General features: G+C 72.9%; 18 protein-coding genes, 4 pseudogenes and 1 riboswitch. Of the genes and pseudogenes, 11 read left to right on the forward strand and 11 right to left on the reverse strand.

Translation table 11 applies throughout. The features are described 5' to 3' along the window. The first annotated feature begins 51 nt into the window (after positions 1 to 51). The 5 genes and pseudogenes from ACZ4W9_RS08405 (at position 52) to ACZ4W9_RS08425 (ending at position 4,928) form a co-directional block, all read left to right on the forward strand. A complete protein-coding gene (locus ACZ4W9_RS08405; protein ID WP_467934089.1) occupies positions 52 to 600 on the forward strand; it encodes a cysteine hydrolase family protein in 549 nt (182 codons plus the stop codon). A gap of 201 nt (positions 601 to 801) precedes the next feature. Further along, entirely contained in the window at positions 802 to 2,166 is a 1,365-nt protein-coding gene (locus ACZ4W9_RS08410; protein WP_467934090.1) for an erythromycin esterase family protein, read from the forward strand. Between the two features lie 14 nt (positions 2,167 to 2,180). Continuing rightward, positions 2,181 to 2,500, forward strand: a pseudogene (locus ACZ4W9_RS08415) (sugar phosphate isomerase family); the annotation flags it as partial. Between the two features lie 316 nt (positions 2,501 to 2,816). After that, the gene (locus ACZ4W9_RS08420) at positions 2,817 to 3,890 is read left to right on the forward strand and encodes a fatty acid desaturase family protein (RefSeq protein ID WP_467934092.1); all 1,074 of its coding nucleotides are present in this window, start codon (positions 2,817 to 2,819) and stop codon (positions 3,888 to 3,890) included. A 123-nt stretch (positions 3,891 to 4,013) separates the two neighbouring features. Then, entirely contained in the window at positions 4,014 to 4,928 is a 915-nt protein-coding gene (locus ACZ4W9_RS08425) for a glyoxalase (RefSeq protein ID WP_467934093.1), read from the forward strand. A gap of 37 nt (positions 4,929 to 4,965) precedes the next feature. Here ACZ4W9_RS08425 and ACZ4W9_RS08430 read toward each other — a convergent pair whose 3' ends face one another. After that, positions 4,966 to 6,420, reverse strand: a complete 1,455-nt coding sequence (locus ACZ4W9_RS08430; protein WP_467934094.1) for an alpha/beta hydrolase family protein — start codon at positions 6,418 to 6,420, stop codon at positions 4,966 to 4,968. A gap of 391 nt (positions 6,421 to 6,811) precedes the next feature. Between ACZ4W9_RS08430 and ACZ4W9_RS08435 the strand changes: the two genes are divergently transcribed. Together ACZ4W9_RS08435 and lanL are read left to right on the forward strand one after the other, a co-directional pair. Next, on the forward strand, positions 6,812 to 6,982 hold the full coding sequence (locus ACZ4W9_RS08435; RefSeq protein ID WP_467934095.1) for an SflA family class IV lanthipeptide: 171 nt from the start codon (positions 6,812 to 6,814) through the stop codon (positions 6,980 to 6,982). A 2-nt stretch (positions 6,983 to 6,984) separates the two neighbouring features. Then, complete coding sequence (lanL, locus tag ACZ4W9_RS08440; RefSeq protein WP_467934096.1) at positions 6,985 to 9,528, forward strand: class IV lanthionine synthetase LanL; 2,544 nt, start codon at positions 6,985 to 6,987, stop codon at positions 9,526 to 9,528. 59 nt (positions 9,529 to 9,587) lie between these two features. On the opposite strand, the pseudogene ACZ4W9_RS08445 reads toward lanL, so the two are convergent. From ACZ4W9_RS08445 to ACZ4W9_RS08455, 3 genes and pseudogenes are all read right to left on the reverse strand, one after another. Next, positions 9,588 to 10,192 (reverse strand): annotated as a pseudogene (locus ACZ4W9_RS08445) (PfkB family carbohydrate kinase); the annotation flags it as partial. A gap of 53 nt (positions 10,193 to 10,245) precedes the next feature. Beyond that, a pseudogene (locus tag ACZ4W9_RS08450) lies at positions 10,246 to 10,371 on the reverse strand (S-adenosylmethionine synthetase N-terminal domain-containing protein); the annotation flags it as partial. Positions 10,372 to 10,519: 148 nt separating this feature from the next. After that, the gene (locus ACZ4W9_RS08455) at positions 10,520 to 10,684 is read right to left on the reverse strand and encodes a hypothetical protein (protein WP_467934098.1); all 165 of its coding nucleotides are present in this window, start codon (positions 10,682 to 10,684) and stop codon (positions 10,520 to 10,522) included. A gap of 22 nt (positions 10,685 to 10,706) precedes the next feature. Here ACZ4W9_RS08455 and ACZ4W9_RS08460 point away from each other — a divergent pair. Both ACZ4W9_RS08460 and ACZ4W9_RS08465 read left to right on the forward strand, forming a co-directional pair. Further along, a pseudogene (locus ACZ4W9_RS08460) lies at positions 10,707 to 11,138 on the forward strand (haloacid dehalogenase type II); the annotation flags it as partial. A 64-nt stretch (positions 11,139 to 11,202) separates the two neighbouring features. Then, positions 11,203 to 11,391, forward strand: a riboswitch (cobalamin riboswitch). Positions 11,392 to 11,470: 79 nt separating this feature from the next. After that, positions 11,471 to 11,827: a (2Fe-2S) ferredoxin domain-containing protein gene (locus tag ACZ4W9_RS08465; RefSeq protein WP_467934199.1), complete on the forward strand. Its 357-nt coding sequence runs from the start codon at positions 11,471 to 11,473 to the stop codon at positions 11,825 to 11,827. A 99-nt stretch (positions 11,828 to 11,926) separates the two neighbouring features. Here the strand turns inward: ACZ4W9_RS08465 and ACZ4W9_RS08470 are convergent, their stop codons facing one another. From ACZ4W9_RS08470 to ACZ4W9_RS08485, 4 genes are all read right to left on the reverse strand, one after another. Then, a complete protein-coding gene (locus ACZ4W9_RS08470) occupies positions 11,927 to 12,400 on the reverse strand; it encodes an SsgA family sporulation/cell division regulator (RefSeq protein ID WP_467934099.1) in 474 nt (157 codons plus the stop codon). A gap of 138 nt (positions 12,401 to 12,538) precedes the next feature. Continuing rightward, positions 12,539 to 13,027, reverse strand: a complete 489-nt coding sequence (locus ACZ4W9_RS08475) for a TetR/AcrR family transcriptional regulator (protein WP_467934201.1) — start codon at positions 13,025 to 13,027, stop codon at positions 12,539 to 12,541. A gap of 217 nt (positions 13,028 to 13,244) precedes the next feature. Next, the gene (locus ACZ4W9_RS08480) at positions 13,245 to 13,718 is read right to left on the reverse strand and encodes an SRPBCC family protein (protein ID WP_467934100.1); all 474 of its coding nucleotides are present in this window, start codon (positions 13,716 to 13,718) and stop codon (positions 13,245 to 13,247) included. 161 nt (positions 13,719 to 13,879) lie between these two features. Further along, entirely contained in the window at positions 13,880 to 16,672 is a 2,793-nt protein-coding gene (locus ACZ4W9_RS08485; protein ID WP_467934101.1) for a helix-turn-helix transcriptional regulator, read from the reverse strand. Between the two features lie 498 nt (positions 16,673 to 17,170). Between ACZ4W9_RS08485 and ACZ4W9_RS08490 the strand changes: the two genes are divergently transcribed. Beyond that, positions 17,171 to 18,088 (forward strand): alpha/beta hydrolase, encoded by a 918-nt coding sequence (locus tag ACZ4W9_RS08490; RefSeq protein ID WP_467934103.1) that lies wholly within the window; start codon positions 17,171 to 17,173, stop codon positions 18,086 to 18,088. A 149-nt stretch (positions 18,089 to 18,237) separates the two neighbouring features. Then, positions 18,238 to 18,696, forward strand: a complete 459-nt coding sequence (locus ACZ4W9_RS08495) for a cupin domain-containing protein (protein ID WP_467934104.1) — start codon at positions 18,238 to 18,240, stop codon at positions 18,694 to 18,696. Positions 18,697 to 18,826: 130 nt separating this feature from the next. Here the strand turns inward: ACZ4W9_RS08495 and ACZ4W9_RS08500 are convergent, their stop codons facing one another. From ACZ4W9_RS08500 to ACZ4W9_RS08510, 3 genes are all read right to left on the reverse strand, one after another. Next, a complete protein-coding gene (locus ACZ4W9_RS08500) occupies positions 18,827 to 19,342 on the reverse strand; it encodes a hypothetical protein (protein ID WP_467934106.1) in 516 nt (171 codons plus the stop codon). Between the two features lie 486 nt (positions 19,343 to 19,828). Beyond that, on the reverse strand, positions 19,829 to 20,698 hold the full coding sequence (locus ACZ4W9_RS08505; RefSeq protein ID WP_467934107.1) for an MmyB family transcriptional regulator: 870 nt from the start codon (positions 20,696 to 20,698) through the stop codon (positions 19,829 to 19,831). Positions 20,699 to 20,966: 268 nt separating this feature from the next. Continuing rightward, positions 20,967 to 22,034: an alpha/beta fold hydrolase gene (locus ACZ4W9_RS08510; RefSeq protein ID WP_467934108.1), complete on the reverse strand. Its 1,068-nt coding sequence runs from the start codon at positions 22,032 to 22,034 to the stop codon at positions 20,967 to 20,969. Between the last annotated feature and the right edge of the window lie 50 nt (positions 22,035 to 22,084).

Here is a 22,084-nt window from a genome sequence, read left to right on the forward strand (position 1 = left end):
CGGCCTGAACGAACAGCGGGGACACGGGTGCATTCTGGGAACCCGGTGGTCGTGAGTAAAACTGCACTGCTGGTCATCGACATGATCAACACCTACGACCACAAGGACGCCGACCTGCTGCTTCCCTCGGCCCGGACGGTGGTTCCGGCCGTTGCGGACCTCTTGCGGCGTGCGCGGGACCTCTCGGTACCGGTGATCTATGTGAACGACAACTTCGGCGAGTGGCGATCACATCACGGTGAGTTGCTGGAGGAGGCTCTGAACGGTCCGCACGGCTGCCTGGTGGACCCCTTGAGGCCCGACGGGGACTCCCTCTTCGTCCTCAAGGCCCGCCATTCCGTCTTCTTCGAGACCCCCCTCGAGTACCTGCTGCGGGAACAGGACATCGAGCGACTGGTACTCACCGGGCAGGTGACCGAGCAGTGCGTGCTCTACTCGGCGCTCGACGCCCACATCCGCCACTTCGACGTGGTCGTTCCCAAGGACGCCGTGGCGCACATTCACGAGGACCTCGCTCAGGCCGCGCTGCGGATGATGGAGCGCAACATGGGCGCACGGGTGTGCACGAGCGAGGACCTGTGGAGGCGACCGGCCCCGTGACCGCTCCGGGTGGCCGGGCGGGGGCGCCGGGCCCCGGGTGAGCGCTGAACCCACGTGGCGAAGCCGGGGGATATCCCCGGCGCGGCACCCCGGGGCAACCCCCGGAACAAGTCGGTGGAGCGCCCCAGCGCGGTCCGGGCCACCGTCCACGAAGATCATTCCAGCGGCTCGGGAAGCCGCCGCACACAAGGAGTGATCGGGATGCAGGTGTACACGAAGACGACCGGCCGGCGACGGCTCCTGGCGCTCACGGCGATCCTCGCCGCCACGGCACTGGCCGCGCCGGTGGCCGCCGCGGCGCCGGCCGCACCCGCCGGCCGCTCCGCGGAGGCGGACCGGGAAGCGGCCGTCGTACGTTCCCTCGAACGGACGGCCCACCCGCTGCGCTCCACCGATCCCGACCGCGGGCCCTCGGATCTGCGGGCGCTGGGCTCCATGATCGGGGAGGCGAAGGTGGTGGGGCTCGGCGAAGCCACGCACGGTTCGCACGAGTTCTTCGCCATGAAGGAACGCGTCTTCCGGTACCTCGTCGAGGAGCGCGGCTTCACCACCTTCGCCCTGGAGATGAGCTGGTCGGCGGGGCTCAGGATCGACGAGTACCTCCAGGGCGGTCCCGGCGATCCGCGGAGCATCGCGCGGGAGACGCTGGCCGGATCCCCCTGGGAGCGCGAGGAATTCGTCAGCCTGATCGGCTGGATGCGCGAGCACAACCGCCGTCACCCCGGCCACCGGGTCCACTTCATGGGGGACGACCTCGGCGCGCCGAAGCTCGGCGACCACGTCTTCGAGCGCGTGCTGACGTCCGTCCGCGAGTCCCGGCCGGAGGTACTGCCGAGGCTCACCGAGCTGTACGCCGGGCTGCGCCCCTTCGACGACGTCTTCGCCTACCTGCGCATGCCGGTGGCGGAGCGCGAGGCGAACGCCGCACGCGCCCAGGAGGCACTCGACCTGGTGGCCGGGCGGCAGCAGACCGGCGGCGACTACGCGTGGACGGTGCAGCACGCCCGGAACATCGCGCAGACCTTCGCCTTCGCCACCGTCGACCTCGCCGACCCGGCCTCGGTCACCGCCGCCGAGAGCCTGCGCGACCAGGCCATGGCCGACAATGTGCTGTGGTGGCGACGCCACACCGGCCACAAGATGCTGCTGTCGGCTCACAACGGGCACATCGGATACGCGTCCACCCACCCGGACATGTACCCCCGGACGCAGGGCGCGGCGCTCCGCGACCGCCTGGGCCGCGATTACGCCGCGATCGGCTTCAGCTTCGCCGGCGGCTCCTTCCTCACCAAGGACGCCTCCCTCGACGGCGACTGGAAGGCGGTCACCGTGCCGGCGGCACGCCCGGGCATGAACGAGCACGTCCTGGACCGGGTGGGGTACCGGGACTTCTACCTCGACCTGCGGACCGCGCCCGCCCCGGCCCGCGCCTGGCTCGACCGGCCCCGCCCGGTCTACGACGCCGGCTCGACCTTCACGCCCGACCCTCTGCCGGCCCTCGCTCTCGGGCGGGCCTACGACGTCCTCGTCCATCTCCACCGGGTCCGCGCGGCCGACGAACTCTGAACCGCGCACGCCCGGCCGGCCTCACGTGCGGTGCCGCCGCGGTCGAGGCCGCGCAGAACGTCTCCGCCGGCCTGTGCCTGCTCGGCGTCACCGGCGTGTAGGCACAGGCCGGACCTACCACGGGAGACGCCGAGGAAGCGGCGATGGAGCGGGCCCTGTCCGCGCACGCCCGGACACCCACATCCCCGCCTCCTCCGAGGAGATCGGCACGCCCTCGCGGTTCCGCGTCCTGCCCTGGGAGGAGGCCAGCGGACTGATCACCGACGCGGATCCCCGCGACACGGACATCGAGCGGCTCGAAGTGCTCGGCGTAGACGTCCCGGCAGCCGGCTGACGGCCCGACTGGGGCGCAGTCCGGCGTGAACACGGTGGAGTGTCACCGGCCGCGCCGCACCGGAGCCCGCCCGGTACGCGCCCGGCGGCCCGCCGCCCACTCCGCCGGTGGCTCCGTTGCCGGGTCGGGCCTCGCCCCACGGGGGAGCGACGCCCTCGGACCCCTCGCCGGACGCTGACCCGCCGTCTGCGCTAAACGCCCACGTCAGAGGGCTTGTGGGGTGACACCACCCCCGGCGGTCCTGGGGAAATCCCCCGTCCCGATGCGGTGCCTGGCTGGCTGTCCCGCGCAGGCGGGCTCGCCGAGACTCGACGGTATGACGATTTCCCCGCAGATCGCGGATCCGACCACCACACCCGCCGGTCCTTCCCTTCTCCCCGGAGCCGGAAGCGACTTCGCCCGGCTGTCCCGGCGCATCACCGAGGCGGGACTGATGCGGCGCCGCCCCGGCTACTACGCGGCACGGCTCGGGCTCGTCGTCGCACTGACGGCGGCCGGCTGGGGCGCCTTCCTCGCGCTCGGGGACACCTGGTGGCAGCTGACGGTAGCCGCCTTCCTCGCCCTGATGTACGGCCAGACCGCCCTCGTCGCGCACGACTTGGCGCACCGTCAGGTGTTCCGGCGCGGCCGGCCGAGCCAGACGTGGGGCCGGCTCTTCGGCAACCTGGGGATCGGCATGAGCTACGGCTGGTGGATGAACAAGCACACCCGCCACCACGCCAACCCCAACCACGAGGAACTGGACCCGGACGTCGCCCCGGACATCCTGGTGTGGTCCACCGCCCAGGCCCGCGACAGCCGGGGCCCGGCCCGTCTCATCGGCGGCCACCAGGCATGGCTGTTCTTCCCGCTGCTGACGCTGGAGGGCTTCAACCTGCACGTCGCGAGCGTGCGGGCGCTGCGCTCACCGTCCATGAAGCACCGCGGGCTGGAGGCCGGACTGCTCCTCCTGCACCTCGCGGCCTATGTCTCGGCGCTGTTCCTGGTGCTGCCGCCCGGCAAGGCGGTCGCGTTCCTCGCCGTGCACCAGTGCCTCTTCGGCGTCTACCTGGGCTGCACCTTCGCCCCGAACCACAAGGGCATGCCCACGTTCAGCGGCGACGAGCGGCCCGACTTCCTGCGCCGCCAGGTCCTCACCTCCCGCAACGTCCGCGGTGGCCGGCTCGTCGATGTGCTGCTCGGCGGGCTCAACTACCAGATCGAGCACCACCTCTTCCCGAGCATGCCCACCCCGCATCTGCGCCGGGCCCAGGTCGTCGTGCGCGCGTACTGCGCCGAGATCGGTGTGCCGTACCACGAGACCGGCCTGATCCGCTCCTATCGCGAGGCCCTGGCACACCTGCACCGCGTGGGAGAACCGATCAGGCGGCAGCGCCGGACGGCCGTCTGACCGCGGCACGTCCGGGGCGGGGCCTGTTCGCTGACGCGCAACACCTGTGGCACTGCCGGCACACTCCGCCCCGGCGCCGTTCCCTACCGTTCGGTTCACCTGCCTCGACGGAAAGGGACGGCGATGAAGCGCAAGGCGATGGCATGGGTGCTGCCCGCGTTACTGGTGGCACTGAGCGTGGTGGGTTCCGGGGCGCCGTCCTCGGCCCGGACCGAGCGGGCAGCCGCGGTCTCGACCACGGCGGTCGGTCCGCAGTACGACACCACGCACGTCTATGTCACCCCGGGCGACGTGGACAGGTTCGTCGCGAGCTGGGTCGCGACCTTCGGCGGCACCCACACCGCGAAGGTCGTCACGACCGTCACCCCCACGCCCAGCAGTACCGAGTCCGAGCTGGTCCTCTCGCCCGTCGGCACCCTGTCCGTCTTCGACTTCAAGACGCCCGTGCCGTACCCGTTCGGCACCGAGCGGACGGGCTGGCTCGTGCGCGACCTCGACCTGGGCGTCCGGCAGGCCCGCGAGAGCGGGGCGCACGTCGTCGTGGCGCCCTTCGACGATCCCATCGGGCGGGACGCGGTCGTGCAGTTCCCCGGCGGCGTCAACGCCCAGCTGTACTGGCACACCCAAGCCCCGTCGTACGCGCGGTTGGAGACCGTGCCGGACCATCGCGTCTACCTGACGCCCGACTCGCTGGACGGGTTCCTCGGCTCCTACCTCCGGTTCACCGGGGGCCGGATCGTCTCCGACCGGCGGTCGGCGGACGCCGGTGACATCGGGCTGCCCGGGCGGACGTACCGGCGCATCGCCCTGCGCTCCCCGTTCGGCAACACCGTCGTCAGCGTCACCGACGGCCACCTTCCCTACCCGTTCGGCCGGGAGACCACCGGCTACGCGGTGCACGACCTCGCGGCCACGCTGCGCAAGGCCGAGGCGGCGGGAGCGAAGGTGCTGTGGGGGCCGTACTCCGCCGAGGGCCGCTCCACCGCGACGGTGCGGTTCCCGGGCGGATACGTCGCCGAACTGCACGCGACCCGCTGACACCGGCCCGCCGCCACGCGACAGCGGCGCCGGCCGATCAGCGGCCGGCGTCCGGGTGGTGGACGCCGAGATCGCCGTAGGCCGACAGTAGGCGGGGCAGGTCACCGGGTGTGTGCCGCAGGGTGGTGTCCAGGAAGACGAGCGTGGTCGCGGCGACGACACGGGGGCTTCCGGTGCGGCCCAGGGAGCCGGTTATCGACGGCACGGGCGGCAGGTACAGGGGGCCGTCCATGAAGGTGAGGTGTGCGGCACCGGGGATGGTGAGCCGGTAGCTCGTCGCGGTGCCGGACTCGAGTGCCTTGCCGAGCCGGGGCAGGTAACGCGGGTCGGTCTCGGGGGTGAGGGCCGCGGTGAGCGCCAGCGTCGGCCGGCGGAGGGAGGGGGAGAGGGGGCCGTGGGGGTAGCCGTCCAGATCGATGACGGCGTCGAACCGGCGGTCCTGCCGGGCTGCCTGGAGAGCGGCGGCACCCCCCATGGAGTGGCCGGTGACCGCGACCCGACCGGTGTCCAGGCGCCCGGTCAGCGGCCCGGCGCTCTCCCCCCGGCCCAGACGCTCCAGCCGGGTGAGGACGAACCGGAGGTCGGCGGCCCGGACAGCCGTCCAGCCGACCGCCAGCTTGTCGTCCAGGTCCCGGTCCCCGGTGGAGGAGGTCCTGGAGCGGACCGTCCGGCCGTCGGCGAGGACGACGGCGGCGGAGTCGTACGGGTGGTCGAGGGCGGCGACCACATAGCCGTGGCTGGCCAGTTCCTCCGCCCACGCGGTGTTCTGGGTGCGCACCCCGCCCGACCCGGGAGAGAACAGCACGACCGGGAACCGTCCGCCCCCATCGGCGACCGGGGCGTTGAAGACCGCATGAGTGCGGGCACGCGGCACGCCGTCGACCAGGAAGCCGGGCAGACCGACCGTGCGGGCGAGGGCACCGGCGACGGTGCGCGCCTCGTGTTCCGTGCGGCCGAGGTACTGGGCCCGCCGCGCACCCGCGGGGCTCTTCCGCGCGGGATACCAGAGCTGGACCACGACCGTGCGCCGGTCGTGCGGATCGGCGGTGAAGCTGTCGGGGCGGTGCGGGTCGGTCCACTGCACCACGCGGGTGCCGACCGCGAAGCGGCCCGACGGTTCGGGGAACACGGGCACGGGAAAGGCCCAGGCGGCCACCGCACCCGTGGCGATCAGTCCGGCGCAGGCCACCGACCCGGGCAGCGCCAGCCACCACCGGGCCCGCCGCGCCGGCCGGCCGGTACGGCGCCGCAGGAGAGGAGAGAGCGCGAACGGCAACGCGACGGCGCCGCCCGCCAACACCGGGAGCATCTGCCAGCGGATCCCCACCGTGCCCAGCCCGATCGCGGACAGCACGAGCAACCCCCCCGCCGCGATCGTGACGCGCGGGCGGGCGCCGGGGGGAAGCCAGCGTGCCATCACCAGCGCGACGGCGCCCAGCGAGGCGAGGATTTCCAGAGGGGACACGTACAGCCCCGCGATGATCTCGGTCACCCGGCCATCCTCGGGGCGGGGTACGCGACACCGCATCGGCCCTAGGTCGCCTCCACATCCGACCGGAGTCGCAATCCGGGGCATGCCCTCTGTACGACCGGAGTCGCATCCGGGCGGTTCGCCGGTGCGACCGGAGTCGCAACCGGGCGCGTCGGGTGAACGGCCGCTCAGCGCGCGGACGGTGGCGGCGGGGACTCCTCGCGGGGCGCGGGGGCGGCCCCGGGCGAGGGCGGCACGCCTCGGCGGCGTCCTTGCGAGCGGTTCTCCCGGCCCCTTGTCAGTAAGTGCGCCCGTGTCTACCTTGGTGCAGCGAGTCCTTGGCCAGGGGGCCCACCGGCCCACGTCGGTCATTGCCTGCTCCCGAGCGCACGACACATCATGGAGGCGCCACATGCCCACAGCCGTGCAAGCCGACGGAATACGCGACGCGGGCCCACTGGAGATCGACGACGAGGCGATCGTGTTCGAGGACGACGACCGCGACCACCTCGAGCCCACGGCGTGTCTCTCCGACCCCTGGGTGACCGCCACCACCCGCTTCTCCTGTGACCTGAACTCGTAGCGGTGGCCGTTTCCGTCGCCGGCCGCGGCGGTTGGTCCGACGACACCTGGTCGTACCTGAACGATCCGCGCATGCCGGCGACGGAACACGGCTGGAAGCTGCACGTCTCGGCGCGTCCCGGCGACCTCGAAGCCGTGATCCGGCTCGTCCTGCCGGTGCTGTCCCGGCATGTCTGCCACGTGAAGTTCGCCCGGGACCCGGATACGCTGCGCCGCCTCAACTCCGGGGAGGTGGGCGCCGGAGCCGTCGGCAAGGCGATCACCGTCTACCCCGCGGCCGGCACCGTGGTCGAGGTCGCCCGGGAACTCGCCGCCGTACTGCGTGACCGGGAGGGCCCGCGGGTGGTCAGCGACCGGCGGGCCGATCCGAGGGCACCGGTCTACTACCGTTACGGCCCCTTCACGGGCGACTACCGGACCGGCCGGAGCGGGCGGCTCGAATCCGTCATGACCGGACCGGACGGCCAGATCTTCGACGGCCTGGCCGTCGGCCGCTACCGATGCCCGCCCTGGGCCGAGGACCCCTTCGCGGTCCGCTCCGGACAGGGTGACGAGCCGTCCGCGCCCGGCTTCGGCGGCGGACGCTACACGATCACCGCGGGCATCGCGCGCACACCCCGGGGCAACGTCTACCGCGCGGTCGACCGCACATGCGGGCGGCCGGTGGTGGTCAAACAGGCGAGGGCCTTCGTGGGCGAGGACGAGTCCGGTACGGACGCCCGCCACCGGCTGCGCAACGAACGTACGGTCCTCACCGCCCTCGACGGCGTCACGGGCGTGCCCCGCGCACTGGACTACTTCGCTCACCAGACGGACGAGTACCTGGTGATGACCGGCTGCGGCGACCGGAATCTGCGCGGGGACGTCCTGCGGAACGGCCCCTACCGGGACGACGGCACCCGGCCGGCGCACGCCCTGTCCGTCCTCGCCGCCCGGCTCTTGCGCGTCCTGGACGCGATCCACGGCCGGCACGTCGTCGTCCGCGACCTCAAACCCGACAACGTCGTGCTCGACGACTCCGGCCCCGGCCACTGCCACGTCATCGACTTCGGGATCAGCGAATGGAACGGCACCGGCCCGGGAGGGGCGACCCCCGGATACGGCGAGCCGGTGCTGCGCGCGACCGGGCCGGCCGCTCCCGCCGACGACTACTACGCCCTCGGGGCGACCCTCTTCTTCGCCGCCACCGGCATGGACCCGGTGATCGTCGACGCCGACCGCGGGACCAACCGGGACCGGACCCTGGCCTGCCTGGCGCGGGCGCTGCCCGGACGCGCCCACCGGAGGATCCGGTCGTCGGTCACGGGCCTCCTGAGCTTCGACCCGGCCGTACGGACCGCCGCCGCCCACCGCCTGCGCACCGGCACGGCCGGAACCGCGCACCGGATCGCACGCCCACGGATCGACAACGACCTGCTGGACGAGATCATCGAGCACACGACCGCGTTCTGCGTCGGTGAGGCGCACGCGATCGCGGACCCGGTACGGGCCGCGCGGCTGAACGTCCCCACCTCGATCGACGTCTACGGCGGCAGTTCGGGACTCGGACTGGAACTCCTCCACCATGCGCACCGCCCCCCGGTGCGTTCGGCCGTCACCGCGTTGGCGCGGTGGACGGCGGAACAGTCCAGGAACCTGCCCCCCGGCTTCTACACGGGGCGCACCGGCGTCGAACTCTTCCTCACGGAGGCGGGGCTGACGACGGACGCGGACTCGGACGCGTGGTCCGGCGACTGTGGCCTGCCGGACCGCGCACCGGACGGCGGACCGCCGGAGGCGGAGCTGATCGCGGGCGCCGCCGGAATCGGCCTCGGCCGGTTGCTGCTCGCCCGGCACGCCCTTCGGGCCGGTCACCGGCACGCGGCGGACCGGCACCTCGCCGTCGCCGCCGGCTGTGACCGGATGCTGGCGTCGGGCACCGCCCGGCTGACCCCGGCCGGTTCGGACAGGGCCGGCGATGCCGCACTCCGCGAGGGCATCGCGCACGGCGAGGCGGGTCTCGCCTGCTTCTTGCTCGAATACGGCGGCGTGACCGGGGACCCGGACGCGATCAGCCGCTCCGAGAAGGCCGCCGCGCGCCTGGCGGCCGTGACACCGGACATCATCGCGGCGGCCGCCGAGCCGGGGGCGACACGCCGCTACGGCTCGTGGTGCCGGGGCCTCGCCGGTATCGGGACCGTACTCGTCCGGGCCGCCGAACGTCTCGACGAACCCGGGTACCTCGACCTCGCCCAGCGGGCCGCCCGCGCCTGCGCGACACTGGCACCGCGGATGCCGCTGGTCACGCAGTGCTGCGGACTGGCCGGAGTGGGCGAGCTGATGGTGGACGTCGCGGAGGCGAGCGGGGCCGGGGAGTTCCGGGACGCGGCCGAGACCGTCGCCCTGCTCATCCTGGACCGCAGCGGCGGCACCTGGTCCCGGCCCGTGTTCCCGGACACGACTCTCGCCCGGTCGAGTGCCGCCTGGGCGGGCGGCTCCGCGGGCGTGCTGGCCTTCTTCAGACGACTGCGCGACCGGGGCGGTCCGCGGCTCGGCCTCGCCGCCTGACCGCTGCCACCGCCCGCACGGCCGACGGCCGCTCGCCCACCGGCCCACGGGCGTCGTGCTCACGGCACCGGGACGAGGCGCGGTCCGGCCGCGCGGGCCGCCTCGCTGCCGTAGGCCCGGTCGATGCGGGCGACCAGCTCGGACGGGATCAGCTTGTACTCCTGGGTGCCGACCGACTCGAGCACGGTGGTGGCCAGGGCGCAGCCGAGCCGGGCGGCCTGCTCCCGCGGCCACCGCCACGCCGTGCCGGCGAGGAATCCGCAGCGGAAGGCGTCTCCCGCCCCCGTGGGATCGGCGATGTGCTGCGTGGCCACGGCCGGTATCCGCACGGCCGGGGCTCCCGCCCCGGCCAGGGACACGCCGTCCAGGGTGGTGAACCAGGTGCCGACCCGGCCGAGCAACTCCTGCTCGGTCCAGCCGGTACGTTCCTGGAGCAGGGCGGCCTCGTACTCGTTGGTGAACAGCCAACGCGCACCGTGACGAGCCGGCGCGCCTGTTCTGCGTCGAGGCGCGCCAGCTGCTGCGAGGGGTCGGCGGCGACCGGGATGCCGAGCCGGTGCGCCGTGGCGGTGTGCCGGAGCATGGCTTCGGGATCGTCGGCGCCGACCAGGACCGGGTCGGGCAGACCGGCGCGTTCGGCGACGGCGGCGAGGTCGATCGGGCGGCGGTGGTCACCTCGCCGGCGATGTGTACCTGGCCGGCCGTGATCAGCGTCTCGACGGCGACGCGCGAGGCGGGGTCCGCGCGCAGCAGCGCGTCGAGGATGGTGTCGCTGATCTGGTCGGCGATCTTGTCGGGGTGTCCTTCGGTCACGGACTCCGAGGTGAACAGGGTGCGGGACATGGCACTCCAGGACTGGGTGGGTGGGCGCGCGGCGGGCGTGCCGTGACGGAGCGGGGCGTCCTTCGGGCGGAGCGGGTGCGGCGTGCCGGGCGGGGCGTGTCCGGCGGCGGGTGCGCCCCGCCCGTGGGGTGCCGGGCCGGCGGCCTCGTCAGCGCGCCGTCGTGCGGAAGACCCAGTAGTCGGCGGGCTCTTCGGCGATGTAGTGGGCGTTCGCCAGCCGGAAGTCCAGGCGGGCCCGTTCCCGGATCCCGGGGGACAGGGCGAACTCCGCGAAGCCCGTCTCCTCGGCGTAACTGGCGCGGGTGGTGACCACGATCAGCCCGCCGGGCCGGGCGGCCGCCGTGGCACGACTGGCGACGGCCGGTCAGCGCCTGAGCCCGTGGGACGACGCGCCCGCCGGCCTGGCGCGCTGCGCCGGACGCCGCCCCGTCCTCGGACTCGGCAACGCCGCCCGGACGGCGTTGCCGCGTCTCAACGCCCACGCCGGACTGCGCTGGCACCAGGTCCTGTCCGCCGAGGACGCCCGCGCCTACAAGCCCGCGCCGGACGTGTACCGGCTCGCGCCCGACGCGGCGGGCTGCCCGCCCGAACAGGTGCTGATGGTCGCCGCCCACGCCTGGGACCTGCGCGGGGCCCAGGCGGTGGGCATGCGGACCGCCTATGTGCGCCGTCCGGTGGGGGATCCGCCCGCCGACGGCGACACCTTCGACCTGCGGGTGGAGAGCCTGGCGGAACTGGCCGACGCGCTCCCGGTGCCCCGGTCCTGACCGACCGTGACCCGGAGGCTGCCCCGGGTGCATCATGAGGGGCGTTCCCGGTTCCGGCGCATCCGCTCGCGGGGTGGCATGATGACCGGCGACAGGGCGACGGCGGAACGAGGAAGCCGGTGCGAATCCGGCGCGGTCCCGCCACTGTGATCGGTGAGTGACTCCCGTACGGCCACTGCCCCACGACGGGTGGGAAGGCCGGGACGAACCGCGACCCGAGAGCCAGGAGACTCACGTCGTCGCCTCCTCGAAGGACCCCGGGGCGGATCTCCCCGGAGAGAGGGGTGTGGGGCGTGCCCGGGACAACGGACGGTGAGGTGTCCGGCGCGGAGGTGACCGCGCGACCGGCCGGTGGCGCGCCGTGCCGGGTCGTCGTGTGCCGGGACTGCTGCTGCGGCAGTCCGAAGGTGACCGGAATCGACCACGCCGCGCGCCTGCGTGCCGAGGCGCCCGTACGCGTCTCCGCCTGTCTCGACGTGTGCGACCAGGCCAACGTGGTCGTCGTGCAGCCCTCCGCCGCCGGTCGGGCGGCCGGAGCCCGGCCGGTGTGGCTGGGGCTGGTCAACGACCCGGCCGCGACGGAGGACATCGCCGCCTGGATACGGGCGGGCGGCCCCGGCATCGCCCCCCGGCCGGAGATCCTCGACCTGTACGCCTTCACCCCACGGCGCCGCCGCACGGCTCCCTGAGCGGTGGGACCACCACGGCCGGGGAGGCGGCGGGGGGAGGGCCGACGGTGCGGGCGCGGCGGAGCCGTGTGCGAACCTCGCCGAAGCGGCGCCGCAGGGTCAGTCGGACTCTGTCCTGGGGCCGCGGAGCAGCTCCTCGGTGGTGACGTCCCAGTCCACTGCGGCGAACTCGCCGCCGGCGGGAACGAGTGCGTAGGTGTGCTCCAGCCACTCCGCGAGCGGCGGTACGGGCAGTTCGAACAGCGCGGCCATGTCACCGGAGGCCAGTTGGAGCCATGCGGTGTCCCGTTCCCCCGGATGCGACGGCCACATCCGGACGTCACCGACGCCGCTCATCGAGTACAGCCCCTGGTGCAGCAGATCCCGCCCGATCCGCCACACGGCACGTGAGCCGCCCCCCTCGATGAGGAACTCCACGCACACGATCAGGGGCAGTTCGGGGTCGTACCGGAATGCGGCCCTGACCGTCTGCCGGGCCGAGAGGTCCAGCACGCGCTCGATGTCCAAGGTCAGCTCAGGACGACGGCGCGGTGCCGTTCGGCCGGCGTCCACACCTGGCTGGTAGCCGCTCATGACGGAGGGATCCTTCCCTGTGGCGGAAGCTGACACGACCTACTCTTGCTCTTCGGTGCTCGCCGTACATAAGTAACTTGACCGTCGGACACCACCTGCCGCGACGGTGCTCGCCCTGGTCGGGGTTCCGCCGGTGTATCAGGAGGCCCCGAGGCCGTTGAGCAGGGTGTCGACGACAACGTCCGCCGCCTGCCCGGGACTCAGCTCGGGCAGTTGCCGGGACACCAGGTGCATGAGCTGGGGCAGCAGCGCGCTCGCCCACCCCCGCGGCGGGCCGGGGCGCAACAGGCCCTCCTCGACGGCGCGTTCGAGGAAGGCGTCGACCTCGCGGACGGACGCGTCACGGCGTGCGCGGACGGCCTCGTCGGCGAGCATGCGGGCCAGGTCGACAGGCCAGGTCCGGTTGACGGTGATGATGTTCTCGACGTAGCGGTGCAGGGCGACGGCGACGGGTGCCTCGCGCAGCCGGGCGTCCTCGATGGCCTCTTCGATGGCTGACAGCCGGCATGCGTAGATGGCGGCGAGGAGTTCCTCCCGGCCGGCGAAGCGCCGGTAGACGGTGCGCCGGTCCACGCCCGCCTCGGCCGCGATGCTCGCGATGCTCGCGCCGGGGTCGGCGGCGAGCATGCGCGCTCCGGTGGTCAGGACGGCTTCCAGGTTGCGTGCTGCGTCGGCTCTCACCGCACCGAGTCTAGCGGACCGACTGTGCAAGCTAAGAGACGTTCCGTCTCTTCGAAGAGTAGGAAATACGGTCAACTGCCACATCTGAGAGGCATATACGCCTCGTGGCGGCTCTGGCCGGGTGATCGTCCCGGCCGCATGGTTCCGGCCGCGCACGGCCCTCTCACGGGGCGCTCTCGGAGAGCCGCCTGAGCCGCGCGACCCACAAGGTGGTCAGGTGCCGAGCCCACAGGGGACACGAGGCGTTCAGGGCCCGGGCGGCGGGACCGCGGGCGACGTTCGCGGTCACCACATGGGTGCCGCCCGCGACAGCGGTGAACAGCCATGCCTGGTACGACTGCACACCGGTGCCGACGCCCGACCAGCCGAGCCGGCGGGGCGGGATGTGCTCTCCCATGAAGATCTCGAACCGCTGCCCGAAGAACAGTACTTCGAAGGCCCTCGTGACCGGCGCGGCCCGCGCCTCGGTGATGCCCGGCACCCACCGCGGCCACCGCGCCACATCGGTGAGCAGAGCGAACACCGTGCCGGGCGTGGCCTGTACGACGGTCTGCGCCTGGCAGAAACTGTGGGCCTGGTCGGGCGAGAAGCCCGACGGCCAGTGCATGTCCGGATGGCTGTCCGAGGCACCGCGCATCCGGCTCCCCTCTCGGTGGCACCGGCGCCTTCACGTACGGCCGCCGGGGGAGCAGGCCCCGCCACGGCCGTTCCCGCGTCCACTGTGCGCGGGGCTCCGCGGCCCCGCATACGTCAAATGACTGAGCGGACGGTGCCGGTGGCCGGCCTGTGCCGACCCGCTCAGCCGTCCCGGTCGAGGCCGAGCCCGGACAGTGCTTCCCTCAGCGCGGTACGCGAAGCGATGCCCAGCTTCGGATAGATCTGGTAGAGGTGCGTGCCGATGGTGCGATGGGACAGGAAGAGCCGCTCGGCGATCTGCTTGTTGGTCAGCCCCGTCGCCGCGAGCCGGGCGATCTGCAGTTCCTGAGCGGTCAGTGTCACACTCCCGGGCCCGGCGGCGGTCGGCGCGGACAGGCCGCTCGCGCGCAGCTCGGCCGTCGTACGCGCCGTCCAGGGTGCGGCGCCCAGCCGCTGGAAGACCTCCAGCGCGAGGGTCAGCTGCTCCCTGGCCTGTGTCGTGGCACGCAGGCGTCTGAGGCGTTCACCGTGGAAGAGGCGCACACGCGCGGTGTCGAAGGGCCAGCGTTCCGCTACGGGCAGGGACAGGGCCCGGTCGAACAGGGCGACGGATTCCTCGCCGGGCGTGGTCAGTGCCTCGCAGGCCAGGACCAGCAGCTTCAGCCGGGGCGACAGCTCGGCCATCGCCGACGCGCGCATCGCCGCCGAGTGGGCCGCGGCCTCCTCCTCCCGGCCGGTTCGCATGGCCGCCTCGACCAGGTCCATCGTGCCCCACATGGCGATCGGCACGTAGGGGGCCACGGTTCCGGGCGGGCTGAGCGTGCGGGCGTGCCGGTAGGCGGTCTCGAAGTCGCCGGCGCCGAGGGCGGCCAGCGCTCTCGCGTGGCAGGCGAAGAACCGTGCGCCGTGGGCCCCGCGGGGCGTTGCCCACCGGACGATCTCCTCGGTCAGCGCGGCAGCGGTTTCCGCGTCGCCCCGCGCCGCGGCCACGGCCGCCCGCACGTACTGGAAGTACCAGGCGAAGAAGCGGTAGTCGTGGTTGGCGCACAGGAGGAGCCCCTCGGCGGCCAGCTCCGCCGCGTCGTCCCAGCGGCCCAGGTGGTAGTAGTCCAGGCCCAGGTGCATCAGCGCCCCCAGGTGCCGGCGGACGGGCGCGGCCCCGGCGCGGCCCTGCTCGATCAGCCGACGCGTCGCGCCCCGGAACTCCCCGAGCAGATCGGGGAACACCGAGGCGGTGCCGACGCGTACCACGCGGGTGGGGTCCTCTCCCACGGTGGAGATCAGCTTCGTCAGGCGGGGCAGCGCCGACGGACCGGTGCGCGCCGGGTCGGCGAAGGTCCGGGCGACGACCCACAGCAGCTCGGGAGGTTCGGGGGTCAGCCGGTCCAGGAACGCGAACAGCGGCTGCCACAGCTCGGGGGCGCCGCCGTACCAGCACAGCAGCACCAAGAGGTGCAGGGCCTCGACGAGGGCGGCGTCGGAAGCGTCGTAGCCGTGCTCCCCGGCTTCGATCGCCCCGACCAGCAGCCGGTACGCGGTCTGGATGTCACCGTCCCTGTTGATCAGCAGGAACGCGGACGCCGCCGCGGCGTGCAGTGAGTGCCGCCCGGTGCCGGGATGGACGAGCCGGGCCCCGGCGAGGAGCCGCGAGGCGTCCTCCAGCTCACCGCCGGAGTCCACGCCGACGTAGGCCGCCTCGGCCAGCCGACGGCTTTCGTCGGCCGCGGCCGGGCTGAGCCCGGCGGCCCGGGTCAGCGCCGTCACCGCGCCGAGCGCGTCCCCGCGCCGCAGCCGACGACGCGCGGCCTCCTCCAGAAGGGCCGCGACGGTCTCGTCCGGACCCACGGCAGCCTCACCCAGGTGCCAGGCGCGGCGCTCCAACTCGTCGCCGAGCACGCCGGCGAGCGCCTGGTGGGCCCTTCTGCGTTCCGCGGCGGTCGCCGGCTCCACCACCGCGGAGCCGATCAGCGGGTGCCGGAAGGCCAGCCGCCGGTTGTCCGCCGAGATCGTCACCAGCCGGGCGCGTTCGGCGGGGGCGAGGTCGTCGATGGTGGCCCGGCCGGCCGCCGCCGCCGTGATCGATGCCAGGTCTCCGGTGCCGTCGAGGGCGGCGATCAGAAGGAGCTCCCGGCTGCGGTCGGGCAGCTCGGCCACGCGCGAGGCGAACAACCCCTGCAGACGCTCCGTCAGGGGCAGCACGGTGGGTACCGCCGCCAGGGTCGCGCGCTGCTCGCTGGAGAGCGCCACCGGCAACTCCACCAGCGCCAGCGGGTTGCCGCGCGCCTCGGCACTGATGCGGCGTCGCACCGCGGGCGAGACGTCGGGGTGGGCCAAGGCCAGCAACTCCGCCGACGACGCGTCGTCCAGCGGCTTGAGCCGGTACTCGGTCAGGCCGCTCGACTCGAAGAAGCTCTCGGAGCCCTCACGGAAGGCCGCCAGGAAGCCGATACGGCTGCCGACCAGCCGCCGGGCCACGAAACCGAGCACGGCGTTGGTCGCCCGGTCCAGCCACGGCAGGTCGTCGACGACGAGCAGGACAGGCCGTTCGACGGATATCCGGCGCAGCAGCAGCAGTACCGCGGTGGAGGTCAGCAGGCGGTCGGGAGCCGGCCCGCCGCCGATGCCCACCGCCACCCGCAGGGCGTCGCGGTGCGGGTTGTCCAAGGCGTCGAAGTCGTCGAAAAGGGGGACGAGGAGCTGGTTGAGACCCGCGTAGCCGATATCCGCCTCGAACTGCACGCCGGCCGCGCGCAGGACGCGGACGCCGTTGTCCACGGCGCCCTTCGCCACCGCGTCGAGCAGCGCGCTCTTGCCCACTCCGGCCTCGCCCGACAGCAGCAGAGCCGCTCCGTGGACCTCGTGGTTGCCGAAGAAGGACTCGATGAACGAGAGCTCCGCGTCGCGTCCGACCAGACGTGCCGAGGCCGGGTGGACGGTCGAGACCAGGTCTTTCATCGGGCTGCCTCCAACGGCCGACGTCCGGATGCCCGGTGTTCCCTGTTGATGCGGTGGTGCCTGACCCCGGTTCCGTGCGACCCATGCGATCACCGCAGTCTAAAGGACGTGCCCGGGCGGCAGTTGTCGAGAACGTCCGCCCGGACGCGCGGTCCGGACAGCGCGCCCGGCCGCGACACCGGGGCAGGGGTGAACCCGGCTGACGGCCTGCCGCACAGCGGAGGGTACGGGGCCGAGTGGCGCGAGGGCCGAGGGCCTCCCCCCGGTCTTCCGGAGCGTAGGGGCCGTGGTGTCCCCGCGCCCGCGCCCGCGTCCGCGCACTTGCGCGCCTGACGGAACGAAAGGGGGAAGGTTCTTTCCCAGGCAGAAACCTGCCTCTTCCGCCGTCGCGCGACTCGGCGGAGTGTGGTGGTGTGCCCGGCGGGACACGGCCTTCCAGGACCGGCCGTCCGGTGTGGCACGCCACCTCGTTCGACCCGTCTTGGCAGGAGCGCCCCCATGGCCCGGACCACCGTGACCTTCGACAGCGCCGGTATCGAGATCGCCGCCCACCTCCACACTCCCGACGCCCCGGCACCGGTTCCGGGTCCGGCACTGGTGGTCGGTCACCCGGGGACGGGGGTGAAGGAGCAGACGGCCGGCACCTACGCGCGGCGGATGGCCGAACGCGGCTTCGTCACCCTCGCCTTCGACGCCGCCCACCAGGGCGCTTCCGGTGGTCTGCCGCGTGGTCTGGAGGATCCCGCGCAGCGCGTGGAGGATTTCAAGGCCGCCGTCTCCTACCTGACCACCCGGGAGGAGGCCGACCCCGGACGGATCGGTCTGCTCGGCATCTGCGCCTCCGGCGGTTACTCACTGGCCGCCACCGGCGGCGACCCGCGGGTCAGGGCCGTGGCCACCGTGTGCACGGCCGACCCCTCCCGCCAGTTCCGCCTCGGCGCCGACGGCACCCAGGACCCCGCCGTGTTCCGGACGCTGCTGGACGCCGCCGCCCGGGCCCGCACCGCCGCCGCTCGCGGCCAGGACCCCGGCGTGATGACCATGTTCCCGCGGACGGCCGAGCAGGCGGCAGCGCTCGGTGGCGAACACGGCGCCGAGGGCTACGCGTACTACTGCACCCCGCGCGGGGAACATGAGCGTTCCGCGAAGTTCCTCGCCTGGCAGAGCATCGACAAGCTCGCCTCGTACGACGCGTTCTTCGCCGTCCCCCTCATCGGCCCCCGCCCGATGCTCCAGATAATCGGCGAACGCGCCGTCACCGCCTGGATGGCCGTCGAGGCGCACCAGCGCGCCACCGGCCCCAGGGAACTGCACCGCGTCAAGGGCGCCAGCCACGTCGACCTCTACGACAAGAAGGAATACGTCGACCCCGCCGTCGACAAACTCACCGACTTCTTCACCACCCACCTGCGGTGATCCGGCGGGATCGAGCGGCGGCCGGGAACACATGTGTCTGCAACGGTCGCCTTCCGGTCTTGCATACGTGTCGAAACATATGATTGCCTCGAACGAGGCGAGGTCGTTGAGCCGGTACGGCTCCGACCGCCCCACGAGGAGGACACACGATGATCAACCGACGTCTGCTGCTCCGCACGAGCGGCGCCGCCGCGGCCGGAACGCTCGGTGCCGCGCCCCTGTCGTCCGCCGCCGCGGCGGAGTCCGCCGGGCGTGCTCCCGTCCACCGCCCGGTGGATCCCGATCCCACCACGGGCGTCACGCGCACCCTGCTCCAGGAGAACCCCTCGCCCGCCGCGGGCTGGGAAGCCGTGCAGACGCTGGTGCGGATCCCGCGGCACAGGGAATCGGGCCGGCACAGCCATCCCGGCATCGAGGTCGGCTACATCGTCCGCGGCGACGTACTGATGGAGTTCGACGACAGGCCGCCCCTCCGGCTGCGCACGGGGGATCCGTTCTTCATCCCGAACGGTGTCATCCACAACGCACGCAATGTCGGCACGGTGACGACGATGATGCTCTCCACATACGTCGTCGACGAGACGAAGCCCCTCGTGACCACCTACTGAACACTCGCTCACGTCGCTCCGGCTCGGTCCTGCGCGTCGTCCGTTTCCCTCGACCGCGGGTCCCGTGCTCTTCCCCCGGCACGGGGCCCGCTTCCCGGCCACGCCGCGCACCGCCGGTCACACGTAGGTGTCAGCCCGCGTCGCCCGTCGTGTCCGGCGTCGCCTTCGCAAGGGTGTACATGACGGAGCGCTGCTGCTTGTGCCGTCGGATGCGCCCCTTGGCGACCAGCGCCTCGAGGGTGTTCCGCACCACCTGCGGTGTGGGGTCGCGGTCCGGGAACTTCTCCAGGAGTTCGTCCCGCAGCTCCCTCGCCAGGCGCGGTTCGTCGTGCCGGGCGAGCAGATCCGCCAGCAGGTCGCCGAGCAGAGGCCGACGCGACTTCCCCTTCGCGCCGCCCTTCGCGGCGGAACCGGCCGGTGCCGCACGCCGGGAGACGGATCCGGAAGCCGCCTTCGTCTTCCCCGCGACGGGTTCCTCCTGCAACTGCTCGGGCAGACGCGACGGATCCGCGAAGCCTTCGTACCGCTCGGCGAGGCTCAGGATGTCCGCCAGGAGGGCCTCCTCCTGCTTCAGCACCCTGAGCTCCTCCTCCAGCTCCTGCTGTCGCCGACGGTTCTCCGCCAAGTCCGACGCGGCTTGTTCCATGTACCGCGACCGGAGCGTTGCGGCTGATTGGCTGGTCACAACCGTTCACTCCCTCGATATGAATGATGTCGCGCATGCTACCCACGCCGAGGGCCCCCGTGCAGACAAGTGTCGACGCCTGACCGTTCGCCGAGCATGTTCACGCTACGGCGGGTGCCTCCCGCCGACGCATGTGAGAACGCGGTTTCCCGCCGCGACATCCGGCATGTGACCATGACCCACACGGGGCTCCCTGCGTGACGGTGGGGGGTGTGCGGCCACCGAAGTGACATCGTGCCGCGGGGCGAGCCCCTCACCCACGTGCACGGCGGCCCGGTAGCCGGCACCGACAAGGCCGGTGACGGCTACCGGGAGGAACGCGGTCAGGTGATCGACGGCCGGCTCCGCCCGGTGGCTCGTACAGCGGGGGCTGGTTCCCGTCCGGGATCATGGAGGTCCACGCGACACGGCGGATGTCCCCGGACCGGGTGCCCGGGCGGTCGTCGGTCAGGTCCCCGTCCGGTTCGCGCCGGGCTCCGCGGGCGTCCGGGAGGTGAGGACGCGCAGGGCGTCGTGGGAGGGGGTGCCCGGTTCGGCGGTCAGCACCATCAGGCGTTGTCCGGAGCCTTCGGGGTCGGCCCACGTGTCGCAGTCGAGGGTGAGATCGCCGACCACGGGGTGGTGGTAGCGCTTGGTTCCGGAGCTCGCGTTGGTGACGTGGTGTTCGGCCCACCAGGTGCGGAAGTCCGCATCCCGGGAGGACAGTTCCCCCACGAGGCGGGTGAGTGCGGGGTCGTCGTCCGGGCCGGCCGCGGCCTCCATGCGCAGGGCGGCGACGGCGTCACGGGCGTCGTGTCTCCACTCCCGGTGCATCTCCCGGATCCGGGGGGCGGTGAACAGCAGACGGACGTAGTTGCGCCGGTCGGCCGGGACGGCACCGAAGTCGATGTAGAGCGCGACGGCGGCCGGGTTCCAGGCGAGGATGTCCAGGCGCTTGCCGAGGACGAGGGCGGGGGTGTGCACGAGCTGGTCGAGCAGGCGGCGCATGGCGGGACGCGGGCGCTGGGCGGCCCGGCGGCGCGGTCGGTCGTCGCCGCGGCCGGCCAGCTCGTAGAGGTAGTGCTGCTGGTCGTCGTCGAGACGCAGGGCGCCTGACAGGGTGGCGAGCGCGGCGGCCGAGGCCCGCACGCGGCCCTGTTCGAGACGGGTGTAGTAGTCGACGCTGATCGAGGCGAGCCGGGCGACCTCCTCGCGGCGCAGCCCCGTGACCCGGCGCGCGGAGCCCGACCCGGGCAGGCCGCATTCCCGTGGCGTCAGCTGCGCCCGGCGGGCCCTGAGGAAGTCTCCCAGTGTGCGCGGGCCGAAGTGGGCGGCCATGTCGTCCCTTCGTCGGTCGGATACGCGGATACCGCGGGGTTCTCGCCTCGTCGGCGATGCCGCCCCGGCTTTCCCGGCGGGGGCCGCGGCGCGGCACGCGGTCCCTCCCGCCCCTTGCCCCGTGTCGGTGGATCGCGTTCCGGGCTTCGTCGGTCCCAGGGAGGCGGCCACCCCGGTGGTGTGGTCGCGGGCGCGGTCGGCCGTATGGCGCGGGTTCGGCGACTGGGACGTCGAGTCCTGGGGGTGGTGCGCGCGCCGCGCCCGCGGCTCAGAGGTGGTCGGCGTCGACGACGGCCTGGGCGAAGACCGTGGGTGCCTCCTGCGGCAGGTTGTGGCCGATGTCCGCGATGGTGCGGTGCTCGTACCTGCCGGTGAAGTGGTCACGGTAGCCGGTGCCGTCGCCGGCCGGGGTGAAGGGATCGAGGGCCGGGTCGAGGGTGATGGTGGGGACGTGGATGGGCGGCTGGTCGGCGAGCAGCCTCTCGTAACGGTCGTAGCGGGGAGCGCCCTTGACGAGGCCGATGCGCCACCGGTAGTTGTACAGGACGATGGCCGCGTAGTCCGGGTTGAGGAAGGCCTGGGCGGTGCGCTCGAAGGTGGCGTCGTCGAAGTTCCAGTTGGGGGAGACGAGGGTCCACACGTAGCGGCACAGGGCGAGGCGCTCCTCGGGCTTCTCCATGGCCTGCTTGCCGCGGTCGGTGGCGAAGTACCACTGGTACCACCAGTTGTGCTCGACGGCCGGGGCCGCGGGCGTGAGCTGTGCCTTCAGGTTGGTGATCACGTAGCCGGTGGTGGAGACCAGGGCTTTGACGCGTTCGGGCCAGAGTGCGGCGATGATGTCGGCGGTGCGCGAGCCCCAGTCGAAGCCCGCCAGAAGGGCCTTGCGGATCTTCAGAGCGTCCATCAGGGCGATGATGTCGAGGGCGATCGCGGACTGCTCGGCGGTGCGGGGGGTGTGGCGGGACAGGAAACGTGTGCTCCCGTGGCCGCGCAGGTAGGGAACGATGACCCGGTAGCCCAGGTCGGCGAGGAGCGGGGCGACGTCGGCGTAGCTGTGGATGTCGTAGGGCCAGCCGTGCAACAGGATGACCACCGGGCCGTGGGCGGGGCCCGCCTCGGCGTACCCGGTGTCGAGTACGCCCGCCTTGATCTGCCTGACCGTCCGGAAACCGGTGTGGGTGCCGGGGGAGAGCGCGGGCACGGTGGGCGGGGCCGCGTCGCTCGGCAGGTGTGAGGCGGTCGCGGCGGACGCCTGGGTCCGGAGGACGGGCAGGGAGATGGCGGCGGCGCCGGTGCCCACGCCGACGGCCTTGCCGAACGTGCGTCTGTCGATCATCTGGAATCCTCCGTCGTGCGTCTCCGGTGGTCCCGCCCGTACCTGGGAAC

The organism is Streptomyces sp. NPDC029296 (genome assembly GCF_055569255.1).

Coding starts and splice junctions, on each gene's coding strand:
- ACZ4W9_RS08410 (WP_467934090.1), top strand. CDS start 802: ATGCAGGTGTACACGAAGACGACCGGCCGGCGACGGCTCCTGGCGCTC.
- ACZ4W9_RS08480 (WP_467934100.1), bottom strand. CDS start 13,718: ATGCGCGGTGCCTCGGACAGCCATCCGGACATGCACTGGCCGTCGGGC.
- ACZ4W9_RS08425 (WP_467934093.1), top strand. CDS start 4,014: ATGAAGCGCAAGGCGATGGCATGGGTGCTGCCCGCGTTACTGGTGGCA.
- ACZ4W9_RS08475 (WP_467934201.1), bottom strand. CDS start 13,027: ATGCTCGCCGCCGACCCCGGCGCGAGCATCGCGAGCATCGCGGCCGAG.
- ACZ4W9_RS08420 (WP_467934092.1), top strand. CDS start 2,817: ATGACGATTTCCCCGCAGATCGCGGATCCGACCACCACACCCGCCGGT.
- ACZ4W9_RS08435 (WP_467934095.1), top strand. CDS start 6,812: ATGCCCACAGCCGTGCAAGCCGACGGAATACGCGACGCGGGCCCACTG.
- ACZ4W9_RS08510 (WP_467934108.1), bottom strand. CDS start 22,034: ATGATCGACAGACGCACGTTCGGCAAGGCCGTCGGCGTGGGCACCGGC.
- ACZ4W9_RS08485 (WP_467934101.1), bottom strand. CDS start 16,672: ATGAAAGACCTGGTCTCGACCGTCCACCCGGCCTCGGCACGTCTGGTC.
- ACZ4W9_RS08470 (WP_467934099.1), bottom strand. CDS start 12,400: ATGAGCGGCTACCAGCCAGGTGTGGACGCCGGCCGAACGGCACCGCGC.
- ACZ4W9_RS08500 (WP_467934106.1), bottom strand. CDS start 19,342: ATGGAACAAGCCGCGTCGGACTTGGCGGAGAACCGTCGGCGACAGCAG.
- ACZ4W9_RS08490 (WP_467934103.1), top strand. CDS start 17,171: ATGGCCCGGACCACCGTGACCTTCGACAGCGCCGGTATCGAGATCGCC.
- ACZ4W9_RS08505 (WP_467934107.1), bottom strand. CDS start 20,698: ATGGCCGCCCACTTCGGCCCGCGCACACTGGGAGACTTCCTCAGGGCC.
- ACZ4W9_RS08495 (WP_467934104.1), top strand. CDS start 18,238: ATGATCAACCGACGTCTGCTGCTCCGCACGAGCGGCGCCGCCGCGGCC.